Origin of the sequence: Tenacibaculum aestuarii (assembly GCF_964510395.1) — a bacterium.
GTDB classification, from domain to species: Bacteria; Bacteroidota; Bacteroidia; order Flavobacteriales; family Flavobacteriaceae; genus Polaribacter; species Polaribacter aestuarii.
Window position 1 is genome coordinate 1,179,943 of sequence record NZ_CAZEFY010000003.1, and the last position, 16,637, is coordinate 1,196,579.

Consider the following 16,637-nt stretch of genomic DNA (forward strand, 5'->3'; position numbering starts at 1 on the left):
TTCTAAGATTTGCCCCGTACAAAGAACACAAATACAATGATGTTACAAAACGTATGGCAGGGTTTCTATTTTTACTTTTACTTTTTTAGTAAGAGCTGAGACTTTGTACCATATTGTTAAACTAACAAGAAAATAATATAGCTAATCAAAGTCTCGAATTTATCGAGGCTTTTTTTTTGACCTAAAATGAAAAAAATAGCCATTCAAGGAATACAAGGAAGCAACCATCATATTGTTGCAAACAACTACTACGGAGCTAACATCAGTTTAGATGAATGCTTATCTTTTGACGTATTGGTTGACAGCCTTATCAATTCAAGAAGCGAACAAGCAATTATGGCGTTAGAAAACACCATAGCAGGCTCAATTATACCCAACTATGCCCTAATTGACAAATACAATTTACATATTTCTGGCGAGTATTACTTGCCTATACACCATCATTTAATGGCGTTACCAAATCAACAAATTGAAGATATTACTGAGGTTTGCTCACACCCAATGGCCTTACTACAATGCAAAGAGTTTTTCAAACAACACAAGCATATAAAGTTAGTTGAAGATGTTGACACCTCTGCTGTTGCGAAAAGAATTGCAGACCAACAATTAAAAGGGATTGCAGCCATTGCTCCAAAAATGGCTGCTGATATTTTTGGGCTTTCTATCATTGAAGACGAGATTCAAACCATTAAAAATAATGCGACTCGCTTTGTGATTATTCAAACAAGCCATCCTGAAAATGGTAAGAATGAAATTAACAAAGCCTCATTAAGATTTGAATTAGATCATAAAAGAGGAAGTTTAGCCGCAGTTCTAAATGTAATGAGTGATTGCAAATTAAACCTTACCAAAATACAGTCATTACCCAAAATTGAAACCCCATGGAAGTATGCTTTTTTTGTGGATGTAACTTTTGAAGCATACGAAGATTTCGAAAAAGCAAAAGCCATTATACAAATTATGGCAGAAGAATTTAAAATATTAGGCGAATACAAAAACGGAAGATTATGATACAGTTTGCTAACAGATTACAAACCGTACAAGAATACTACTTCTCTAAAAAATTACAAGAAGTACGTCAATTAATTTCAGAAGGTAAACCAATTATAAATATTGGAATTGGAAGCCCTGATTTGCTACCTCCAACCTCAGTATTAAAAGCTATTCAAGATAGCTTACAAGATACTGGAGCTCATAGTTATCAGAGTTATCAAGGCTTACCTGAGTTTAGACAAGCTGTTTCTAATTTTTATCAAAACAACTATGAAGTTGCCATAAATCCTGCTAACGAAGTACTCCCTTTAATGGGAAGTAAAGAGGGAATTATGCATATTTCATTAGCTTTTTTAAATGAAGGAGATCAGGTATTAATTCCTAATCCAGGATACCCAACTTACAGTTCAGTAACCAATTTATTAGGAGGAGAGCCTATTTTTTACAATTTGGAAGAAGTGAGTAACTGGCAACCTAATTTTGAAGCTTTGGAAAAACTAGATACCTCAAAAATAAAGTTGATGTGGGTAAATTATCCGCATATGCCAACAGGTGCAGATGCGACCAAAGAAACTTTTCAAAAGTTGATTGACTTTGGAAAAAAGCACAATATTGTGATTGTAAATGACAATCCGTATAGCTTTATATTGAATGAACATCCTCAAAGTATTTTACAAATTGAAGGCGCAAAAGATATTGCACTAGAGTTAAACTCGGTAAGTAAATCTTTCAATATGGCAGGATGGCGTGTTGGAATGTTGTTAGGAAAACCTGAATTCTTAACCGAAGTTTTAAAAGTTAAAACTCAAATGGATTCTGGCATGTTTTATGGAATCCAAAAAGGAGCAACAAAAGCTTTAGAGTTAGACAAAGATTGGTTTACCCAACTAAACAATACGTATAAAAAGCGGCAAGAGTTAGTTTTTAAACTAGCAGATAAATTAGAATGTACTTATGATAAAAACACCTCTGGAATGTTTGTTTGGTGTAAACTTCCAGAAGGAAAAACATCAGAAGAAATGATTGACGACTTGTTATATAACAAACACATTTTTGCTGCTCCTGGAACCATTTTTGGCAGTCAAGGCGAAGGTTACATTCGTTTCTCACTATGTGTATCAGAAGAAAAAATTAACGAAGCAATCAACAGAATATAATGAACATATTTATCATAGGACTAGGATTAATCGGCGGAAGTTTTGCTCTAGATATTCAGCAAGAATTTAAAAACGCTACTATCTATGGAATTGACTCCAACGAAGAACATGGAGATCTTGCTTTAGAGAAAGGGATTATCCATCAAAAAGCGACTTTTTCAGAGTTAAAAAATGCAGATATAGTCATTATTGCTATTCCTGTAGATGTTTCTCAAGAGGTAATTTTAAAAACATTAGATAGTATCTCTGATGATTGTTTGGTTTTTGATGTAGGTTCGACTAAAGAACTGATTTGCGATGCTGTTAAAAATCATCCGAAGAGAAGAAATTTTTTAGCTACACACCCTATTGCTGGAACGGAATTTTCAGGACCAAATGCAGCTTTGACAAATTTATTTAGAAGTAAAACCAATATTATTTGTGAAGTAGAAAAAACAGCTTTCAAATTACAAGAAAAAGCATTGGATATTTTTTCAAAATTAGGAATGCGCATTCGATACATGGATCCAAAATCACACGATAAACATATTGCTTATGTATCCCATTTATCACACATTAGCTCTTTTATGCTTGGTAAAACCGTCATCGAAAAAGAGAAAAACGAGCGTGATATTTTCGATATGGCTGGTAGTGGATTTGCTTCCACTGTGCGTTTAGCAAAAAGTTCACCTGCCATGTGGACTCCTATTTTTAAACAAAATAAAGAAAATGTTGTAGAATCTTTGAACGAATACATTAGTAACTTACAACAATTCAAAACATTATTAGAAAAAGATGATTTTCCAGAAATATACACTGAAATGAAAAACACCAATCATATAAAACAAATATTAAACGGAATTTTAGAGGTAGCACCTCAACAATAAAGATATCAAAATGGAAAACACAAAAGAATTAAGAACATGGCTAGATGCCTTCGGATTAGGGCATCCCTTAGTAATTGCAGGACCTTGTAGTGCTGAAACTGAAGAACAAGTATTAAAAATAGCACACGAATTAAAAGACACCGATGCCACTGTATTAAGAGCTGGTATTTGGAAACCTCGTACAAGACCTGGGAATTTTGAAGGCGTAGGCGCTCTAGGTCTAAAATGGTTACAAAAAGCCAAACAAGAAACAGGAATGTTAATTGCTACCGAGGTTGCCAATAAAGATCATGTACAATTAGCCTTAGAACATGATGTAGATATTTTATGGATTGGTGCTCGTACTACTGTAAGCCCTTTTATCGTTCAAGAAATTGCAGATGCTTTAGATGGAACTGATAAAATTGTTTTGGTGAAAAACCCTGTAAATCCAGATTTACCATTATGGTTAGGTGCCATAGAGCGTTTATACGCTAAAAACATTAAAAAGCTAGGAGTAATTCATCGAGGTTTCTCAACTTATGAGAAAACACGATACAGAAACAATCCTGAATGGCAAATTCCTATCGAATTACAAAACCGTTTTCCTGATTTACCATTAATTTGTGATCCATCACACATCGCTGGTCGTCGCGATATCATTTTTGATATTTGCCAAACAGCTTTAGACTTAAACTTTGATGGTTTAATGGTTGAAACACACTATAACCCTGACAATGCTTGGAGTGATGCCGATCAACAAATCACCCCTAAAACTCTAATACAAATGATGGTAGACTTAAAAGTTAGAAAAGCTACTGATACCGAGGCTGATTACCGAAATGCATTGAATACTTTACGTACCCAAATTGATGTAGTGGATCATCAATTAATTGAGATGTTAGGAAAACGTATGAAAATAGCTGATGCTATTGGCGAGTTGAAGAAAGATAAAAACGTTGCTATTTTACAAACTAGACGATGGAACGAAATCTTAGGTAAAATGATATTAGAAGGACAAGATAGAGGACTAAGCGAAGAGTTTGTTCTTAAAATGTTTAAGGCAATACACCAAGAAAGCATCAATCATCAAGAAAAAATCATTAACTCATAAAAAAAAGCGCCATTAGGCGCTTTCTTTTTTATTTTTCAACAGACTCTGAAGTCTTAACCTCTCTTTTAAAAATATAACGTGTTATAAAAATTCCGTTACTATCTCCTTTTCCTCCATAACTCTCTACTCCACTATTAGAAAAAGCCAATTCCCAACCATTTTTTGCCATATCATTAAGCTTAGAGGTAATCACTGCATCATTTGCTACAATATTCTGAAAACGAATTCCTCCAATATTAAAGAAGTTTAACAGTTTTGTTTCTTCGAAATTTTTAACTCTAATTTCCGATCTTTTCGACTTGTTTCTTTCATCATTTTCTTCTGACCTTCCAGAGGTATAATCTTCAAAATTTCTCTCTTCGTCTGAAGAAATTAACCTAGATCTTCCCAAACCATTTGGTACTATAGACTCAACACTTGTTATAACCTTATATTCATATGTTTGCGCAATGGCCGAAACATAAGACAATCCAATAAAACAAATAGATAATAATAGCTTTTTCATAATAAATTTTTAAAATTAAGGCACGAATATATTATTTTTTTATGAATAATCCGCATCTTTGTTTTATGACAGGAACGGTTTACAAATCTACAGGAAGTTGGTATTGGGTAAAGTCTAAAGGCGAACTATATAAGTGTCGTATTAAAGGAAAATTCCGTATTAAAGGAATCAAAAGTACGAACCCTATATCTGTAGGTGATATTGTTGATTTTTCTTTAGAAACCAATAATGATGAAGAAACAGGTTTAATTACCAACATTCACGAGCGTAAAAATTTTATTGTTCGTAAATCGGTTAACTTATCAAAACAAACTCATGTAATTGCTTCTAATATCGATCAGGTATTTCTGTTAATCACCATTGATAACCCTCCTACGTTTACCACATTTATCGATCGTTTTTTAGTTACTGCTGAGGCCTATTCAATCAAAACTATTTTAGTTTTTAATAAGATTGATTCATATGAAATTGAGCAACGTGCCGAAATTATGTATCTAAAAGATATTTATGAAGCCATCGGTTACGAATGTGTAGAAGTTTCTGCCACTGAAAACATCAATATAGATAAAATCAAAGAGATGATGACAGGCAAAGTAAGCATGTTTGCTGGTCATTCGGGAGTTGGAAAAACTACTTTAGTCAACGCCATTGAACCTTCTTTAGATTTAAAAACCAAAGAAATTTCTGAACAACACAAACAAGGACAACACACTACTACGTTTGCTGAAATGTTCGATTTAAGTTTTGATGCGCGTATTATTGACACTCCAGGAATTAAAGGTTTTGGAGTAGTTGATATGGATAAAGACGAATTAGGTGACTATTTCCCTGAATTTTTTGCTTTAAAACAAGACTGTAAATTCAACAATTGTATTCACGTAAATGAACCTCAATGTGCTGTTAAAGAAGCCTTAGAAAATGAGGAGATTGCTTGGTCTCGCTATAAAAGCTATTTACAAATTTTAGAAGGTGAAGACGAAAATTATCGAACTGATGTTTGGGAGTAATTTAGACTTTCAATTTATCCAAATAATTTAAATTTCAAAAAGATGAAAGCCGTAATTCAACGTGTTTCAAAAGCTAGTGTTACTATTGAAGGAGAAAAAGTTGCGAATATCCAAAACGGATTGTTAATCTTATTGGGTATTATTGATGACGACACACAAGAAGATATTACTTGGTTGACTAAGAAAATTGCCAATCTTCGTATTTTTAATGATGAAGATGGCGTTATGAACAAGTCTTTACTTGACATTAATGGAGAAGCAATCGTTGTAAGTCAGTTTACCTTACATGCTTCTACAAAAAAAGGGAATCGACCTAGCTATATTAAAGCTGCAAAACCTGATGTTGCTATTCCGTTATACGAAAGTTTTGTTCAGCAATTTGAAACAGAGTTAGGCAAAAAAGTCCAAACAGGTGAATTTGGAGCAGATATGAAAGTAGAATTGTTAAATGACGGACCTGTAACTATTATTATTGATACCAAAGACAAAGTGTAATTGCAATTTATTGATATTCATACGCACACTTCATCTATTCAAAAAGATGTTTTTTCAATAGAAAATAAATATCCTAATTCAACTGATTTTAGCAAACCTTTTTCTATTGGAATTCACCCGTGGTATATTTCAGAAAACTCTTTACAAAACGATTTAAAAATTGTTAAAGAGCAACTAAACTCAGAAAAATGTTATGCATTAGGCGAATGTGGTTTGGATAAAATAACCGAAATTGACTTCTCGCTTCAACTTGAAGTTTTCAAGCAACAAATTCAACTTTCTGAAAAGCACAACAAACCTATAATTATTCATTGTGTAAAGGCTTTTCAGGAAATTATTCAATTAAAAAAAGAAATTAAACCAAAACAACCTTGGATTGTTCACGGATTCAATAAAAATCACCAAATTGCGCTCGATTTAATACGACATCAAATATGTATATCCTTCGGAGAGAGTTTATTAATAAATGAGAGACTACAAGAAACATTTTCGAAACTTCCATTAGACTTTCTTTTTCTAGAAACAGATACTTCCGAAAAACATATTGAAAACATATACAACATTGCTAGCGAACTGAGAAAAACCGAAAAAAAAGAAATTATAAATACTGTAAAACAAAATTTTAGTAGAATTTTTAAAAGATGAGTTGGTTAGAACGTACCGAATTATTGGTTCAAAAAGAAGGATTAGAGAAGATTAAAAAAGCCAATGTTTTAGTAGTTGGATTAGGTGGAGTAGGATCGTTTGCTGCAGAATTTATTGCACGTGCAGGAGTAAATAAAATGACCATTGTGGATGGTGATATTTTTGACAAAACAAACATAAATCGTCAATTACCAGCATTGCATAGTACCATTGGAAAATCAAAAGCACATATATTGGCTGAGAGACTTAAAGACATCAATCCAGATATTGAATTGACTGTTTTAGAAGAGTTTTTATCACCTGAAAGAGCCTTTGAAATCGTAACTCCAGACTTTGATTATGTGTTAGATTGTATTGACAGTATTACTCCTAAAGTTAATCTAATTGTAGCTGCACGCAGAAAAAAAGTAAAAATCATCAGCTCAATGGGAGCGGGCGGCAAACTTGATGCTTCTAAAGTAAAAGTAAAAGACATTAGCAAAACTAAGCATTGTAAAATGGCGAGAGCCTTACGTAAACGTTTAAAAGAACTTAAAGTTGACAAAGGGGTTAGAGCCGTTTATTCCGAAGAAATTCAAATTTCTGAAAGTTTAAAACTCACCGACGGAACCAACTATAAAAAATCATACTACGGAACCATCAGTTATATGCCCGCTGCTTTCGGCTTACAAGCTGCTTCTTACGTAATTAATCACATCTTAACAAAAAAATAAATCCCATGGAAATTATTTTTTTATTACATTTGCATCCAATTAATAATCATTATTAAAAACTCAAAGATGAAAAAAACAATTTTAGCTATTGCTTTTATGGCAATGGGAGCTGTTGCTTGTAAGACAGAGAAAAACAAAACTGCTGTTAGCGAAGAGAAAGAAGTAGCAAAAACAGAAAATATCATTAACACATACAAAGCAAACGTTGCTGAATCTGTAGTTACTTGGAAAGGAAGTAAACCAACTGGTTCTCATAACGGTGTTGTTAGTTTAGAAAAAGGAACTTTAGAAATTGAAAACGGAGCTGTAAAATCTGGTGAATTCGTTATCGATATGAACACTATCGTTTGTGAAGATTTAGAGGCTGGCAAAGGTAAAGAGAAGTTAGAAGGTCATTTAAAAAATGCTGATTTCTTTGATGTTGAAAAGTTTCCAACTGCTAAGTTTGAAGTATCTAGTTCTGAAGTAAAAGAAGGAAAAGTTCACGTTACTGGTAACTTAACTTTAAAAGATGTTACTAAGAGCATTACTATTCCTGCTACTATTACTGAAGCTGAGGACGCTGTTACTTTTAAAAGTGATGTTTTTAGCATTGATAGAACTGATTTTGGTATTACTTATAGCTCTAAGAAAATTGACGCTGCTTTAAAAGATAAATTCATTAACGATTTAATGGAAATTTCTTTCGAAGTTAAAGCTAAAAAATAATTTTAGTTTTCTATAGAAACTAAAAAAGGGTTGACAATTGTCAACCCTTTTTTATGCTTTAATAAATTCCTCTACTTCAAACAACGCTTTAAAGTGTTTTAGAATTTTTTCTTTCACTTCTTCCTCTGGTATTTTTCTTCCCAATTCGGCTTCCATAGAGGTTACTGCTTTACCACGAATTCCACAAGGAATTATATTATCAAAGTAACCTAAATTAGCGTTCACATTTAATGCAAACCCATGCATAGTTACCCATCTACTCGCGCGAATTCCCATCGCGCAAATCTTTCTAGCAAACGGTGTTCCAACATCTAACCAAACCCCTGTTTCTCCTTCGCTTCTTTCCGCTTTAATACCATATTCAGCAATTGTTAAAATGATAGACTCTTCTAACAAACGTAAATACTTATGAATATCGGTAAAGAAATTTTCCAGATCTAAAATTGGATACCCAACTATTTGACCAGGTCCATGATAGGTAATATCTCCTCCTCTATTAATTTTATAAAAAGTAGCTTCCTTTTCTTTAAGCTTCTCTTCATTCAATAATAAATTACTAATATCACCAGATTTTCCTAGAGTATATACGTGAGGGTGCTCAACAAATAAAAAATAATTTGGGGTTTCAATCACACCTTCTCCACTCCTCTTTTCTCTCTTTAATGAAACTATCTCGTCTAACAAACTCGTTTGATAATCCCATGTTTCTTTGTAATCTTTTTTTCCTAGATCACTAACACTTACTTTTTTATTCATAAATTAGGCGTCTAAATAGCCCTACAAAGGTAGGGAAAATTAAACTTTTACTGTTTATATGTAAGACTTATCAATAACTAAATCATGTCGAAAAGAAACTCCCTTCTCATATTTTGTGTTTTACTTCTTTCATCCACTGGTTTGTTCTCTCAGCAAATGTGGACAAAGACTTCTAATGAAACAATTAAGCTTCAAAAAAAAGAGGTACTTACAACTAAAATTTCTTCAAATCAACACTTGCTAATGAGGTTAGATTTAGAGAAATTTACAAGTATTTTATTAAACTCAAAAGCTAAAAGTACTTCTGGTGAAAAAATAATAACACTTCCTAATGCTACTGGAGAGGTTAAACGATTTTCAGTAAAAGAGACTTCTTATTTAGCCCCTGAATTATCAGCAAAATTCCCACAAGTAAAATCATTTTCTGCTCAAGAAATTGACGACACTTCCACTACAGCTAAAATAAGTATCGGAAAAGATGGTGTACATGTTATGTTATTCACCTCTAATGAGAGTACTGTTTATATTGACCCTTATACAAAAGATCATAAAGAGTATATAGTTTATAAAAAAGGAGAACTTGCTTCTTTAGAAGATGATTTTTCATGTAAACTTGAAAATACCGCTCAAAAAAACATTTCCTCTTCTATTCAAAGTAGAAATGCTAATGATGGAACATTGAGAACTTTTAGAACGGCCATTGCTTGTACTGGTGAGTATGCACAATTTCACATAAGCAATCAAGGTGTATTACCAACTGCTAGTGAAACGGAAAAAAAAGCAGCTGTATTGTCTGCTATGAATACTACGATGACTCGTGTTAACGGTATTTTTGAAAAAGATTTAGCTGTCAGAATGGTTCTTGTTAACAACAATGATGAGTTAATTTTTTTAGATGCTGAAACTGATGGATTATCAAACGATGATGCAAATCTTTTAATTGATGAGAGCCAAGTGAAATGTGACGCTATTATTGGAGACACTAATTACGACATCGGACATACCTTTAGTACAGGAGGTGGAGGATTAGCTCAACTAAATTCTGTTTGTGTAACAGGGTATAAAGCTCAAGGAATAACGGGTAGAGGTCAACCAATAGGCGACGGATACTCTATTGATTATGTAGCACATGAAATAGGACATCAATTTGGTGCTACACATACATTTAACAATTCTTGTAGTGGTAATAGAAGTCTTGAAACTGCCGTTGAACCTGGAAGTGGCTCAACCATTATGGCTTATGCTGGTATTTGCTCACCAAACGTACAAGGTGCAAGCGATGATTATTTTCATGCTGTTAGTATAGCTCAAATGTGGGAACATCTACAAGGAGCGGGTAATTGTGCTAGTACTTCTAACACAGGAAATACTGCTCCCACAGCTAACGCAGGAAACAATGTAAGTATTCCTAAATCTACACCTTTTGTTTTAAAAGGACAAGCTACAGACGTAGACGGAACAACATCTTTAACCTATACTTGGGAGCAAATTGACAATGAAATAGCAACCATGTCTCCTTTACCAACCAATACTGGTGGACCAATGTTCAGATCTTTATCTCCTTCAAAATCTCCAAATAGATATTTCCCTGCTCTTTCAACTGTAGTAAGTGGTAATACTTCTACTGAATGGGAAGTTCTTCCTTCTGTAGCAAGAGAATTAGATTTTGCTTTTACAGTTAGAGATAATCATGTAGGTGGAGGTAGTTCAGCTAGAGATGATGTAAAAGTTACAGTTATAGATTCACAACCTTTCGTAGTTAATAACCAACCTACTTGGGCACCAAACACCACAAGAGAAATTAAGTGGCTGGTTGGTCAAACCAATGCATCTCCTATTAACTGCCAGAGTGTAAACATAAAATTATCTACAAACGGAGGCGTTTCTTTTGATGTTGTTCTTATAGAAAACACTCCTAACGACGGTATAGAATCTATTACACTTCCTAATTTAACTACAACAAACAATGCTATTTTAATGGTTGAAGCCGCTGATAATATTTTTTACAATATTACCCCTGAATTTAAAATAGATACTACTCCTGACTTTGCAATCTCTAACTTAAGTGGAAATATAGCTCTATGCGGTAGTGCTTCTAATGATGTACAGTTTGAATTAGATTATGTTGCTTCTAACGGATTTAACAATACGGTTACTTTTTCTGCCTCTGGTGCTCCAACTGGTTCATCTATTTCATTTGACAAAAATACTGTGAGTAGTAGTTCTCAAGTAATAGTAACTATTGACAATATTAATGATGCAGCTACAGCAGATTATGTTATTAATATTATAGCTTCTGATGGTTCTTTAACAAAATCAATAAATCTTAATCTAAATAAGAATGACAATATTTGTAAATCTACAGGTACTACCGAATCTCAAATTAGTATTACCAATGTAGCTTTTAATGATATTAATAACAGCTCTACTAAAACAACAGGGTATTCTGATTTTAAAAGTCAAAGTACTATAGTAGGAAAAGGAGAAAGTTACACGCTAACAACTACTATTAACAATGACAGTTTTAGTAATATTAAAACCTTTGCTTGGATAGATTGGAATCAGAACTGTGTGTTTGACATTAATGAAACTTATGAAATTTTAAACAATACCGTTACAATTACAGTTCCTGAAAATGCTGCTGTGGGTTCTACAACAATGAGAATTACTACAAAGTTAAATTCTGCACCTGATGCTTGTGAATTAAGCTTAAATGGTGAAGTAGAAGACTACACTATTACTGTTGAAGAACGATTTGCAACTGACAACAGTTTATTTAAAGATCTCCAAGCATATCCTGTTCCTTCCAACGGTAGCTTAACGGTAAGCTTTAGAGTAAAAGATAAAAACGCTACCATTATCCGTTTATTTGATTTTAGAGGACGCTTGATTGAAACCCAGAAATTTTCAACAATCTCTAGTTCTTTTAATAGAGTGGTTAACTTTAATAAAGCAGCTAGTGGATTTTACCTAATGCAAATTGAAAATTCAGGAAAACAAACTACAAGAAAAATTGCTATTCGATAGTATTTTTCTCATTATATAACAAAAAAGCGAGCAATTATGCTCGCTTTTTTGTTCTTAATATGCTTCTTATAAATTATACTTTACAGTAAACATAACTATTCTCGGCTGAATAACATACGATGAGTTACTTACAAAAATATCATTACTGCTGTTTTGATTCAATCCTGTTGAATTTAGCAAATTAGTAACTCCTACTTTGTATTCCCATTTACTATCTTTCTTTTGATACGTTATGTCTGCTTTTAAAAACCCGTAACTATCAATGGTTTCTCCATCATTCAATACATTGTTGTAAGTATAATTCGATGTAAAAACGAACTCTTTTAAGAAAAATGCATCAAAATTTATATATGGACTGTGTGTTGTGAATGTATTTTCCACTCCTCCAATATTCGAATTATTGATAGACACATTATAACCTACATCAAAATTCGGCGCTTCTTTAAAATTGGTGCTAAATTTTGAAGTATACGTTTGTGAAAATGTCTTTGCTAATCTATTTCTTACTTCATTTGTTTGACGATCAGTTATCAAACTATTTGATTTTCCGTAAGAAATATTTCCTCCAAATCGTAATTTAAACTTTCTAAAACTCTTTTGAAAATTAGCTCTTGCTGAAATGGTTTCATCTGGAAAAGCAGAGTTGATTGAAGTTCTCACTTGGTTTACGTCAATAAACTCAGTATTACTTTTAATTTGATCAATTCGTTTGCTATAGTTTATAGATCCAAAAACATTTGTATAATTAAACATATTGAAGCTAAAATAATTCAGATTTATATTATGATATAGTGAATTTTCTAGCTCTCTGTTTCCTGAATACAAACTGTTATAATTATTAAAAACATAACCTTCTGCTAACTGATTTACATCCGTAAAACTTGTTTGCATATTATAACTTAAACGTAAAGTTTCCGATTTTTTAAGGTTTATTTTTATAGAAGCATCTGGCAATAATTTGGTGAAATTATTCTCATAAACCGACCCCAACTGTGTGTTTTTAGACACATAATTATGTAAAGTAAAACCTTGATTAAAAGTGAAAATCCCTGTAATAAATTTATAATGTAGCCCTACATATAAATCATTAAAAGAGAAATCAACATCGTTAATTGTAGAAGGTTCTGTGATGTCATTTTTATTCCCTTCTAAAATTTCAAAAATGTTAGAATTAAATTGTTGATTGCTCAACGTAGCTCCCAAGGTTACATTTAAATTACTTTTTGAATTTATTACGTAAAAGTAATCAAGCTTTGTATCTAACTTATTTGTTCTTATCTTTTTATTCTGACTTACATCAAACAAATTATGATCTCCAAGATTTGGGTTTACATTTGTTAGTGATAATAAGTTGTAAAAAGATAATTTTTCAAGTTCTGCATTGTAAAATGGATCTTCGTTCTGCCATAAATGCTGTGCCTCAAAAGCAAAAATATTTTTATCGTTTAACGTATAATAGTAATTTAAGTTTTGATTGATAGAAAACGGACTTTGATCTGAAAGCTGATTAATTGGCACAACCTCATCGTCGGCGTTTAAATAGGTTCTAGTCGATAATGTTGATTGTAATTGTTGTTGCTTTGATATTTTAGCAAAAATGTCATAATCTAATTGATTATTAGCATTCGGTTTATAACTTGAACTCAATTTAAACAACCCTAAATCACTTTTTTGAGTTGTTAAATCTTGTGTTTGCTCGGTATCAATATATTTTGCTGAAGACAAATCATTTTCATCATACGCTGGCAAATTATTTGTATCAATTCCTGCATTAGCATACACACGCTGTGTGGTTTCTTCCATATCTGTTTTGTTTCCAGAGTAAATGGCAAACCCACTAATATCCCAAGTTTTTTTCGGAGAATAACTAAAATTTAAAGCTCCAAACTTCGATTCTATTTCTTTAGCTCGGTTGTTTCGTAAGGTTAAAAAAGAAATATCATTTGAACCCACATTAAAATTGGTTCCGTTGCTTTCACCAAACGACCTGAAACCTCCAGCAAACTTAAAATAGTCGCGCATAGTAAACGGAACTTCACCAATATTATTCACATCGGTAATAATGTTCACGCTGTATTTAGGACTGTAATAGAATAACTTTGGATGTGCTATGTATCTACTATCTTCCATCGCCACCCCTAAACCTGCTGAAACTTCACCAAACCAAAAATTTTTCTTCCCTTCTTTTAATTTGATATTGATAACCACATTATCTTCATTATCTGTTACGCTGCTCATCTGCCCTACTTCGCTGTGGTTTTTTAACACCTGAATCTTATCAATTGCATTGGCAGGAATATTTTTTGTTGCTATTTTAGAATCGCCATCAAAAAAATCTTTTCCTTCTACCATTACTTTTTTTACAGTTTTTCCTTCCACTTCAATTTCTCCGTCATCATTCACTTCTACACCCGGTAATTTTTGAAGCACATCCCCTAGTTTTTTTTCTGTTCCACTTTTAAAGCTATCTGCATCGTACACTATTGTATCACCTTTAATGGTTACAGGCATTTTATAGGTAATATTCACCTCATCTAAGCTATCATCTCCTTCTAGAGTAATATCTTTTAGTAAATCAACTTCTTTTGTTTCAACACCTATTTCTACTGTTTTTAAACCTATATAACTTACTTGAATGTTGTAGATTGTGTTTGTAGTAAGATTGAGTTTGTAATTTCCTTTGGAATCTGTAAACCCATAAGAGTCTAACTTTTTAGTTGCCTTATTAATAGCGATAACATTCGCCATTTCTAACGGGTTTCCAATACTATCTTTTACAACTCCTTTAAGTGTAATTTGAGCATTCGTTGCCCATGTAGCCATACATATGACTATGAGTAATAGTTGTTTCATTGTGTAGTTTCTTGTTAAGTAAGTTGTATATTAGTGAAAACCTCTTCCGCCTCTATCGTTTCCTCCTCGTCTACTTCTAAAACGCTCTCTCATTTCTTCCATTTTTTCTTTTACAACCTTATTGTATTCTTCTCTTGTTATTTCTTTTCCTTTTACAGGTTCTTTTATATCTATTTTTTCAGAAGGGTTCATTGTAATTTCTGAACATAAAATTGTTGTTCTTCCTTCATTAATTTCTAAAATCAACCCCGGTAATCCCCAATATTCTCCTGGACCATTGCTTACAGGTATCTGAGGAGTGTACCAAGCTGTAACAACAATTTCTTTTGGCATTTCAACTTCGTCAGTTACTTTTTTTACATTTGAAGTATCTTTTTTCTCTTCATTATCACGGTTTCTTCTTCGCATATTCCTCCAATCGAAAGCACTGGTTTCCTTAACTAAAGTTGCTTTAAAACAGGTATAATTTCCTATTTGTTTTGTTTCACTTCCTAACTCCCATTTTGGTTGTTCTGCGTTTTCAGTAATTAAAAAGTTCTTACCGAAAAGCTCAGTAGCTTCTAATAACTTACCTTCTTTTACATTTTTATAGGTAGTTCCTCCACCTGCAAATCCTCCAAATCTAAAACCTCTCCCTGATCCTGGAGCTTCAAGTTTTTCTTCCTCTTTATATATTGATTCCTCTTTCGTAAAATTTAGAATGTATGTTTTCTCTAACATATTTTTCATACGTTCTAAAATTCGTTTTTTTTGTTCTTCAGACATTTGTCTTCCGCCAAAATCAGTATCTACCGTAGTTTTGGATTGATAAATAGCTTTTCCTTGAAAGTTTGCTTGAGAAAAAGCAGCAATAGAAATACACAAAAGAAAGCTGGTAATTAAACGTTTCATTACTTTATTTTTTAAGTTATAACTCTTTAACAGATAACTGTTAGACTCTTAAAAAACGTAAAAGTTTAAAACACATGTATTACCCTCGAATTTCTATGCTAAAAGAGCTTCCATCCTTACTTTTTCGCTTGTTTTTAAAACGCTCCATCATTTCTTTTGAATGATCGTCCATAATCTTATCAAACTCTTCTTGGGTTACTTTTTTTCCTTTTTTAGGTTCTTCAATTTCTATTTTTTCTGAAGGATTTAATACAATTTCTGAACAAACGATAGTAAGGTTACCGTCTTGTACTTCTAAAATCAATCCAGGTAATCCCCAAAATTCTTCTGGACCATTACTTATAGGAACTTGTGGTGTATACCAAGCAACCGTTTCAATTGTTACGGTTTCCTTTTTCTCTTCTTTTTCTCCATCGGTCATCGAAAAAGACGTTCTTTCTTCTTCCCTTTTTCTTGTTGCTTTATAACAAGTGTAATCGCCAATATTTTTGGTTTCTCCTGTGGCTTCCCACCCATAATCTTCTAAAGCATCTTTAATTAAAAAGCGTTTTCCACTAATTTCTGTTTTATTTACATAGCGTCTATCTACTATATTCTTATATAAAACATCGGTTCCACCACCGCTTCCCATGATTTGGATTTGCATCCCTCCTGTTTGAACTTGTGGCGAAGACAACTCTTCGTTTTGTGTATAAACAGATTCTGATTTATTAAAGTTTAACGTATACGTTTTTTGAAATTGCTTCATCAACTGAGTTTGTAATTGTTTTTGCATATCTGCATTCGGAGCTCCTTTACCATCATCTATCTTAAAATCCATTTTTCGATGCGTTTTGTAAGTTGCTTTTCCTGTAAAATTTTGTGAGTACCCTCCAACACTAATTAAGAATGCTAATAATATTATTATACTTTTCATTTTTTTAACGTT

Annotated in this window: 15 protein-coding genes; 10 read left to right on the forward strand and 5 right to left on the reverse strand. The window is 32.6% G+C overall.

From position 1 onward, the window contains the following. Positions 1-186 precede the first annotated feature (186 nt). From ACKTSU_RS11700 to ACKTSU_RS11715, 4 genes are read left to right on the forward strand one after another with little or no spacing between them, the layout of a single operon-like run. On the forward strand, positions 187-1,011 hold the full coding sequence (locus ACKTSU_RS11700; RefSeq protein WP_408036565.1) for a prephenate dehydratase: 825 nt from the start codon (positions 187-189) through the stop codon (positions 1,009-1,011). Next, positions 1,008-2,150, forward strand: coding sequence for a pyridoxal phosphate-dependent aminotransferase (locus tag ACKTSU_RS11705; RefSeq protein ID WP_408036566.1), 1,143 nt, complete (start codon positions 1,008-1,010; stop codon positions 2,148-2,150). The genes ACKTSU_RS11700 and ACKTSU_RS11705 overlap by 4 nt, the downstream gene beginning before the upstream one ends. Then, the gene (locus ACKTSU_RS11710; RefSeq protein ID WP_408036568.1) at positions 2,150-3,016 is read left to right on the forward strand and encodes a prephenate dehydrogenase; all 867 of its coding nucleotides are present in this window, start codon (positions 2,150-2,152) and stop codon (positions 3,014-3,016) included. The genes ACKTSU_RS11705 and ACKTSU_RS11710 overlap by 1 nt, the downstream gene beginning before the upstream one ends. Before the next feature lie 10 nt (positions 3,017-3,026). Further along, positions 3,027-4,109 (forward strand): chorismate mutase, encoded by a 1,083-nt coding sequence (locus ACKTSU_RS11715; protein WP_408036569.1) that lies wholly within the window; start codon positions 3,027-3,029, stop codon positions 4,107-4,109. Positions 4,110-4,137: 28 nt separating this feature from the next. Here the strand turns inward: ACKTSU_RS11715 and ACKTSU_RS11720 are convergent, their stop codons facing one another. Next, positions 4,138-4,614 (reverse strand): hypothetical protein, encoded by a 477-nt coding sequence (locus tag ACKTSU_RS11720; protein ID WP_408036570.1) that lies wholly within the window; start codon positions 4,612-4,614, stop codon positions 4,138-4,140. Between the two features lie 65 nt (positions 4,615-4,679). Between ACKTSU_RS11720 and rsgA the strand changes: the two genes are divergently transcribed. The 5 genes from rsgA to ACKTSU_RS11745 all read left to right on the forward strand — a co-directional run bounded on the left by rsgA (position 4,680) and on the right by ACKTSU_RS11745 (position 8,182). Next, positions 4,680-5,621, forward strand: coding sequence for a ribosome small subunit-dependent GTPase A (rsgA, locus tag ACKTSU_RS11725; protein ID WP_408036919.1), 942 nt, complete (start codon positions 4,680-4,682; stop codon positions 5,619-5,621). A 42-nt stretch (positions 5,622-5,663) separates the two neighbouring features. Then, entirely contained in the window at positions 5,664-6,116 is a 453-nt protein-coding gene (gene dtd / locus ACKTSU_RS11730; RefSeq protein ID WP_408036571.1) for a D-aminoacyl-tRNA deacylase, read from the forward strand. Beyond that, positions 6,117-6,761, forward strand: coding sequence for a TatD family hydrolase (locus ACKTSU_RS11735; RefSeq protein WP_408036572.1), 645 nt, complete (start codon positions 6,117-6,119; stop codon positions 6,759-6,761). It abuts the gene before it with no gap. Next, positions 6,758-7,474, forward strand: a complete 717-nt coding sequence (locus tag ACKTSU_RS11740) for a tRNA threonylcarbamoyladenosine dehydratase (protein ID WP_408036574.1) — start codon at positions 6,758-6,760, stop codon at positions 7,472-7,474. Before ACKTSU_RS11735 ends, ACKTSU_RS11740 begins: the two co-directional genes overlap by 4 nt. Before the next feature lie 66 nt (positions 7,475-7,540). Further along, positions 7,541-8,182: a YceI family protein gene (locus tag ACKTSU_RS11745; RefSeq protein ID WP_408036575.1), complete on the forward strand. Its 642-nt coding sequence runs from the start codon at positions 7,541-7,543 to the stop codon at positions 8,180-8,182. Positions 8,183-8,233: 51 nt separating this feature from the next. Here the strand turns inward: ACKTSU_RS11745 and lipB are convergent, their stop codons facing one another. Then, positions 8,234-8,938, reverse strand: a complete 705-nt coding sequence (gene lipB, locus ACKTSU_RS11750) for a lipoyl(octanoyl) transferase LipB (protein ID WP_408036576.1) — start codon at positions 8,936-8,938, stop codon at positions 8,234-8,236. Between the two features lie 243 nt (positions 8,939-9,181). On the opposite strand from lipB, the gene ACKTSU_RS11755 reads away from it, so the two are divergent. Next, positions 9,182-11,965, forward strand: a complete 2,784-nt coding sequence (locus ACKTSU_RS11755) for a reprolysin-like metallopeptidase (protein ID WP_408036577.1) — start codon at positions 9,182-9,184, stop codon at positions 11,963-11,965. 66 nt (positions 11,966-12,031) lie between these two features. Here ACKTSU_RS11755 and ACKTSU_RS11760 read toward each other — a convergent pair whose 3' ends face one another. The 3 genes from ACKTSU_RS11760 to ACKTSU_RS11770 form a co-directional block, all read right to left on the reverse strand. Continuing rightward, the gene (locus tag ACKTSU_RS11760) at positions 12,032-14,818 is read right to left on the reverse strand and encodes a TonB-dependent receptor (RefSeq protein ID WP_408036578.1); all 2,787 of its coding nucleotides are present in this window, start codon (positions 14,816-14,818) and stop codon (positions 12,032-12,034) included. 30 nt (positions 14,819-14,848) lie between these two features. Next, a complete protein-coding gene (locus ACKTSU_RS11765; protein WP_408036579.1) occupies positions 14,849-15,709 on the reverse strand; it encodes a GLPGLI family protein in 861 nt (286 codons plus the stop codon). A gap of 79 nt (positions 15,710-15,788) precedes the next feature. Next, a complete protein-coding gene (locus tag ACKTSU_RS11770) occupies positions 15,789-16,625 on the reverse strand; it encodes a GLPGLI family protein (protein WP_408036580.1) in 837 nt (278 codons plus the stop codon). Between the last annotated feature and the right edge of the window lie 12 nt (positions 16,626-16,637).

What these genes read in the sequence shown, in the direction of transcription:
- ACKTSU_RS11700 (WP_408036565.1), top strand. Translation starts at nt 187, where the DNA reads ATGAAAAAAATAGCCATTCAAGGAATACAAGGAAGCAACCATCATATT.
- ACKTSU_RS11705 (WP_408036566.1), top strand. Translation starts at nt 1,008, where the DNA reads ATGATACAGTTTGCTAACAGATTACAAACCGTACAAGAATACTACTTC.
- ACKTSU_RS11710 (WP_408036568.1), top strand. Translation starts at nt 2,150, where the DNA reads ATGAACATATTTATCATAGGACTAGGATTAATCGGCGGAAGTTTTGCT.
- ACKTSU_RS11715 (WP_408036569.1), top strand. Translation starts at nt 3,027, where the DNA reads ATGGAAAACACAAAAGAATTAAGAACATGGCTAGATGCCTTCGGATTA.
- ACKTSU_RS11720 (WP_408036570.1), bottom strand. Translation starts at nt 4,614, where the DNA reads ATGAAAAAGCTATTATTATCTATTTGTTTTATTGGATTGTCTTATGTT.
- rsgA (WP_408036919.1), top strand. Translation starts at nt 4,680, where the DNA reads ATGACAGGAACGGTTTACAAATCTACAGGAAGTTGGTATTGGGTAAAG.
- dtd (WP_408036571.1), top strand. Translation starts at nt 5,664, where the DNA reads ATGAAAGCCGTAATTCAACGTGTTTCAAAAGCTAGTGTTACTATTGAA.
- ACKTSU_RS11740 (WP_408036574.1), top strand. Translation starts at nt 6,758, where the DNA reads ATGAGTTGGTTAGAACGTACCGAATTATTGGTTCAAAAAGAAGGATTA.
- ACKTSU_RS11745 (WP_408036575.1), top strand. Translation starts at nt 7,541, where the DNA reads ATGAAAAAAACAATTTTAGCTATTGCTTTTATGGCAATGGGAGCTGTT.
- lipB (WP_408036576.1), bottom strand. Translation starts at nt 8,938, where the DNA reads ATGAATAAAAAAGTAAGTGTTAGTGATCTAGGAAAAAAAGATTACAAA.
- ACKTSU_RS11755 (WP_408036577.1), top strand. Translation starts at nt 9,182, where the DNA reads ATGAGGTTAGATTTAGAGAAATTTACAAGTATTTTATTAAACTCAAAA.
- ACKTSU_RS11760 (WP_408036578.1), bottom strand. Translation starts at nt 14,818, where the DNA reads ATGAAACAACTATTACTCATAGTCATATGTATGGCTACATGGGCAACG.
- ACKTSU_RS11765 (WP_408036579.1), bottom strand. Translation starts at nt 15,709, where the DNA reads ATGAAACGTTTAATTACCAGCTTTCTTTTGTGTATTTCTATTGCTGCT.
- ACKTSU_RS11770 (WP_408036580.1), bottom strand. Translation starts at nt 16,625, where the DNA reads ATGAAAAGTATAATAATATTATTAGCATTCTTAATTAGTGTTGGAGGG.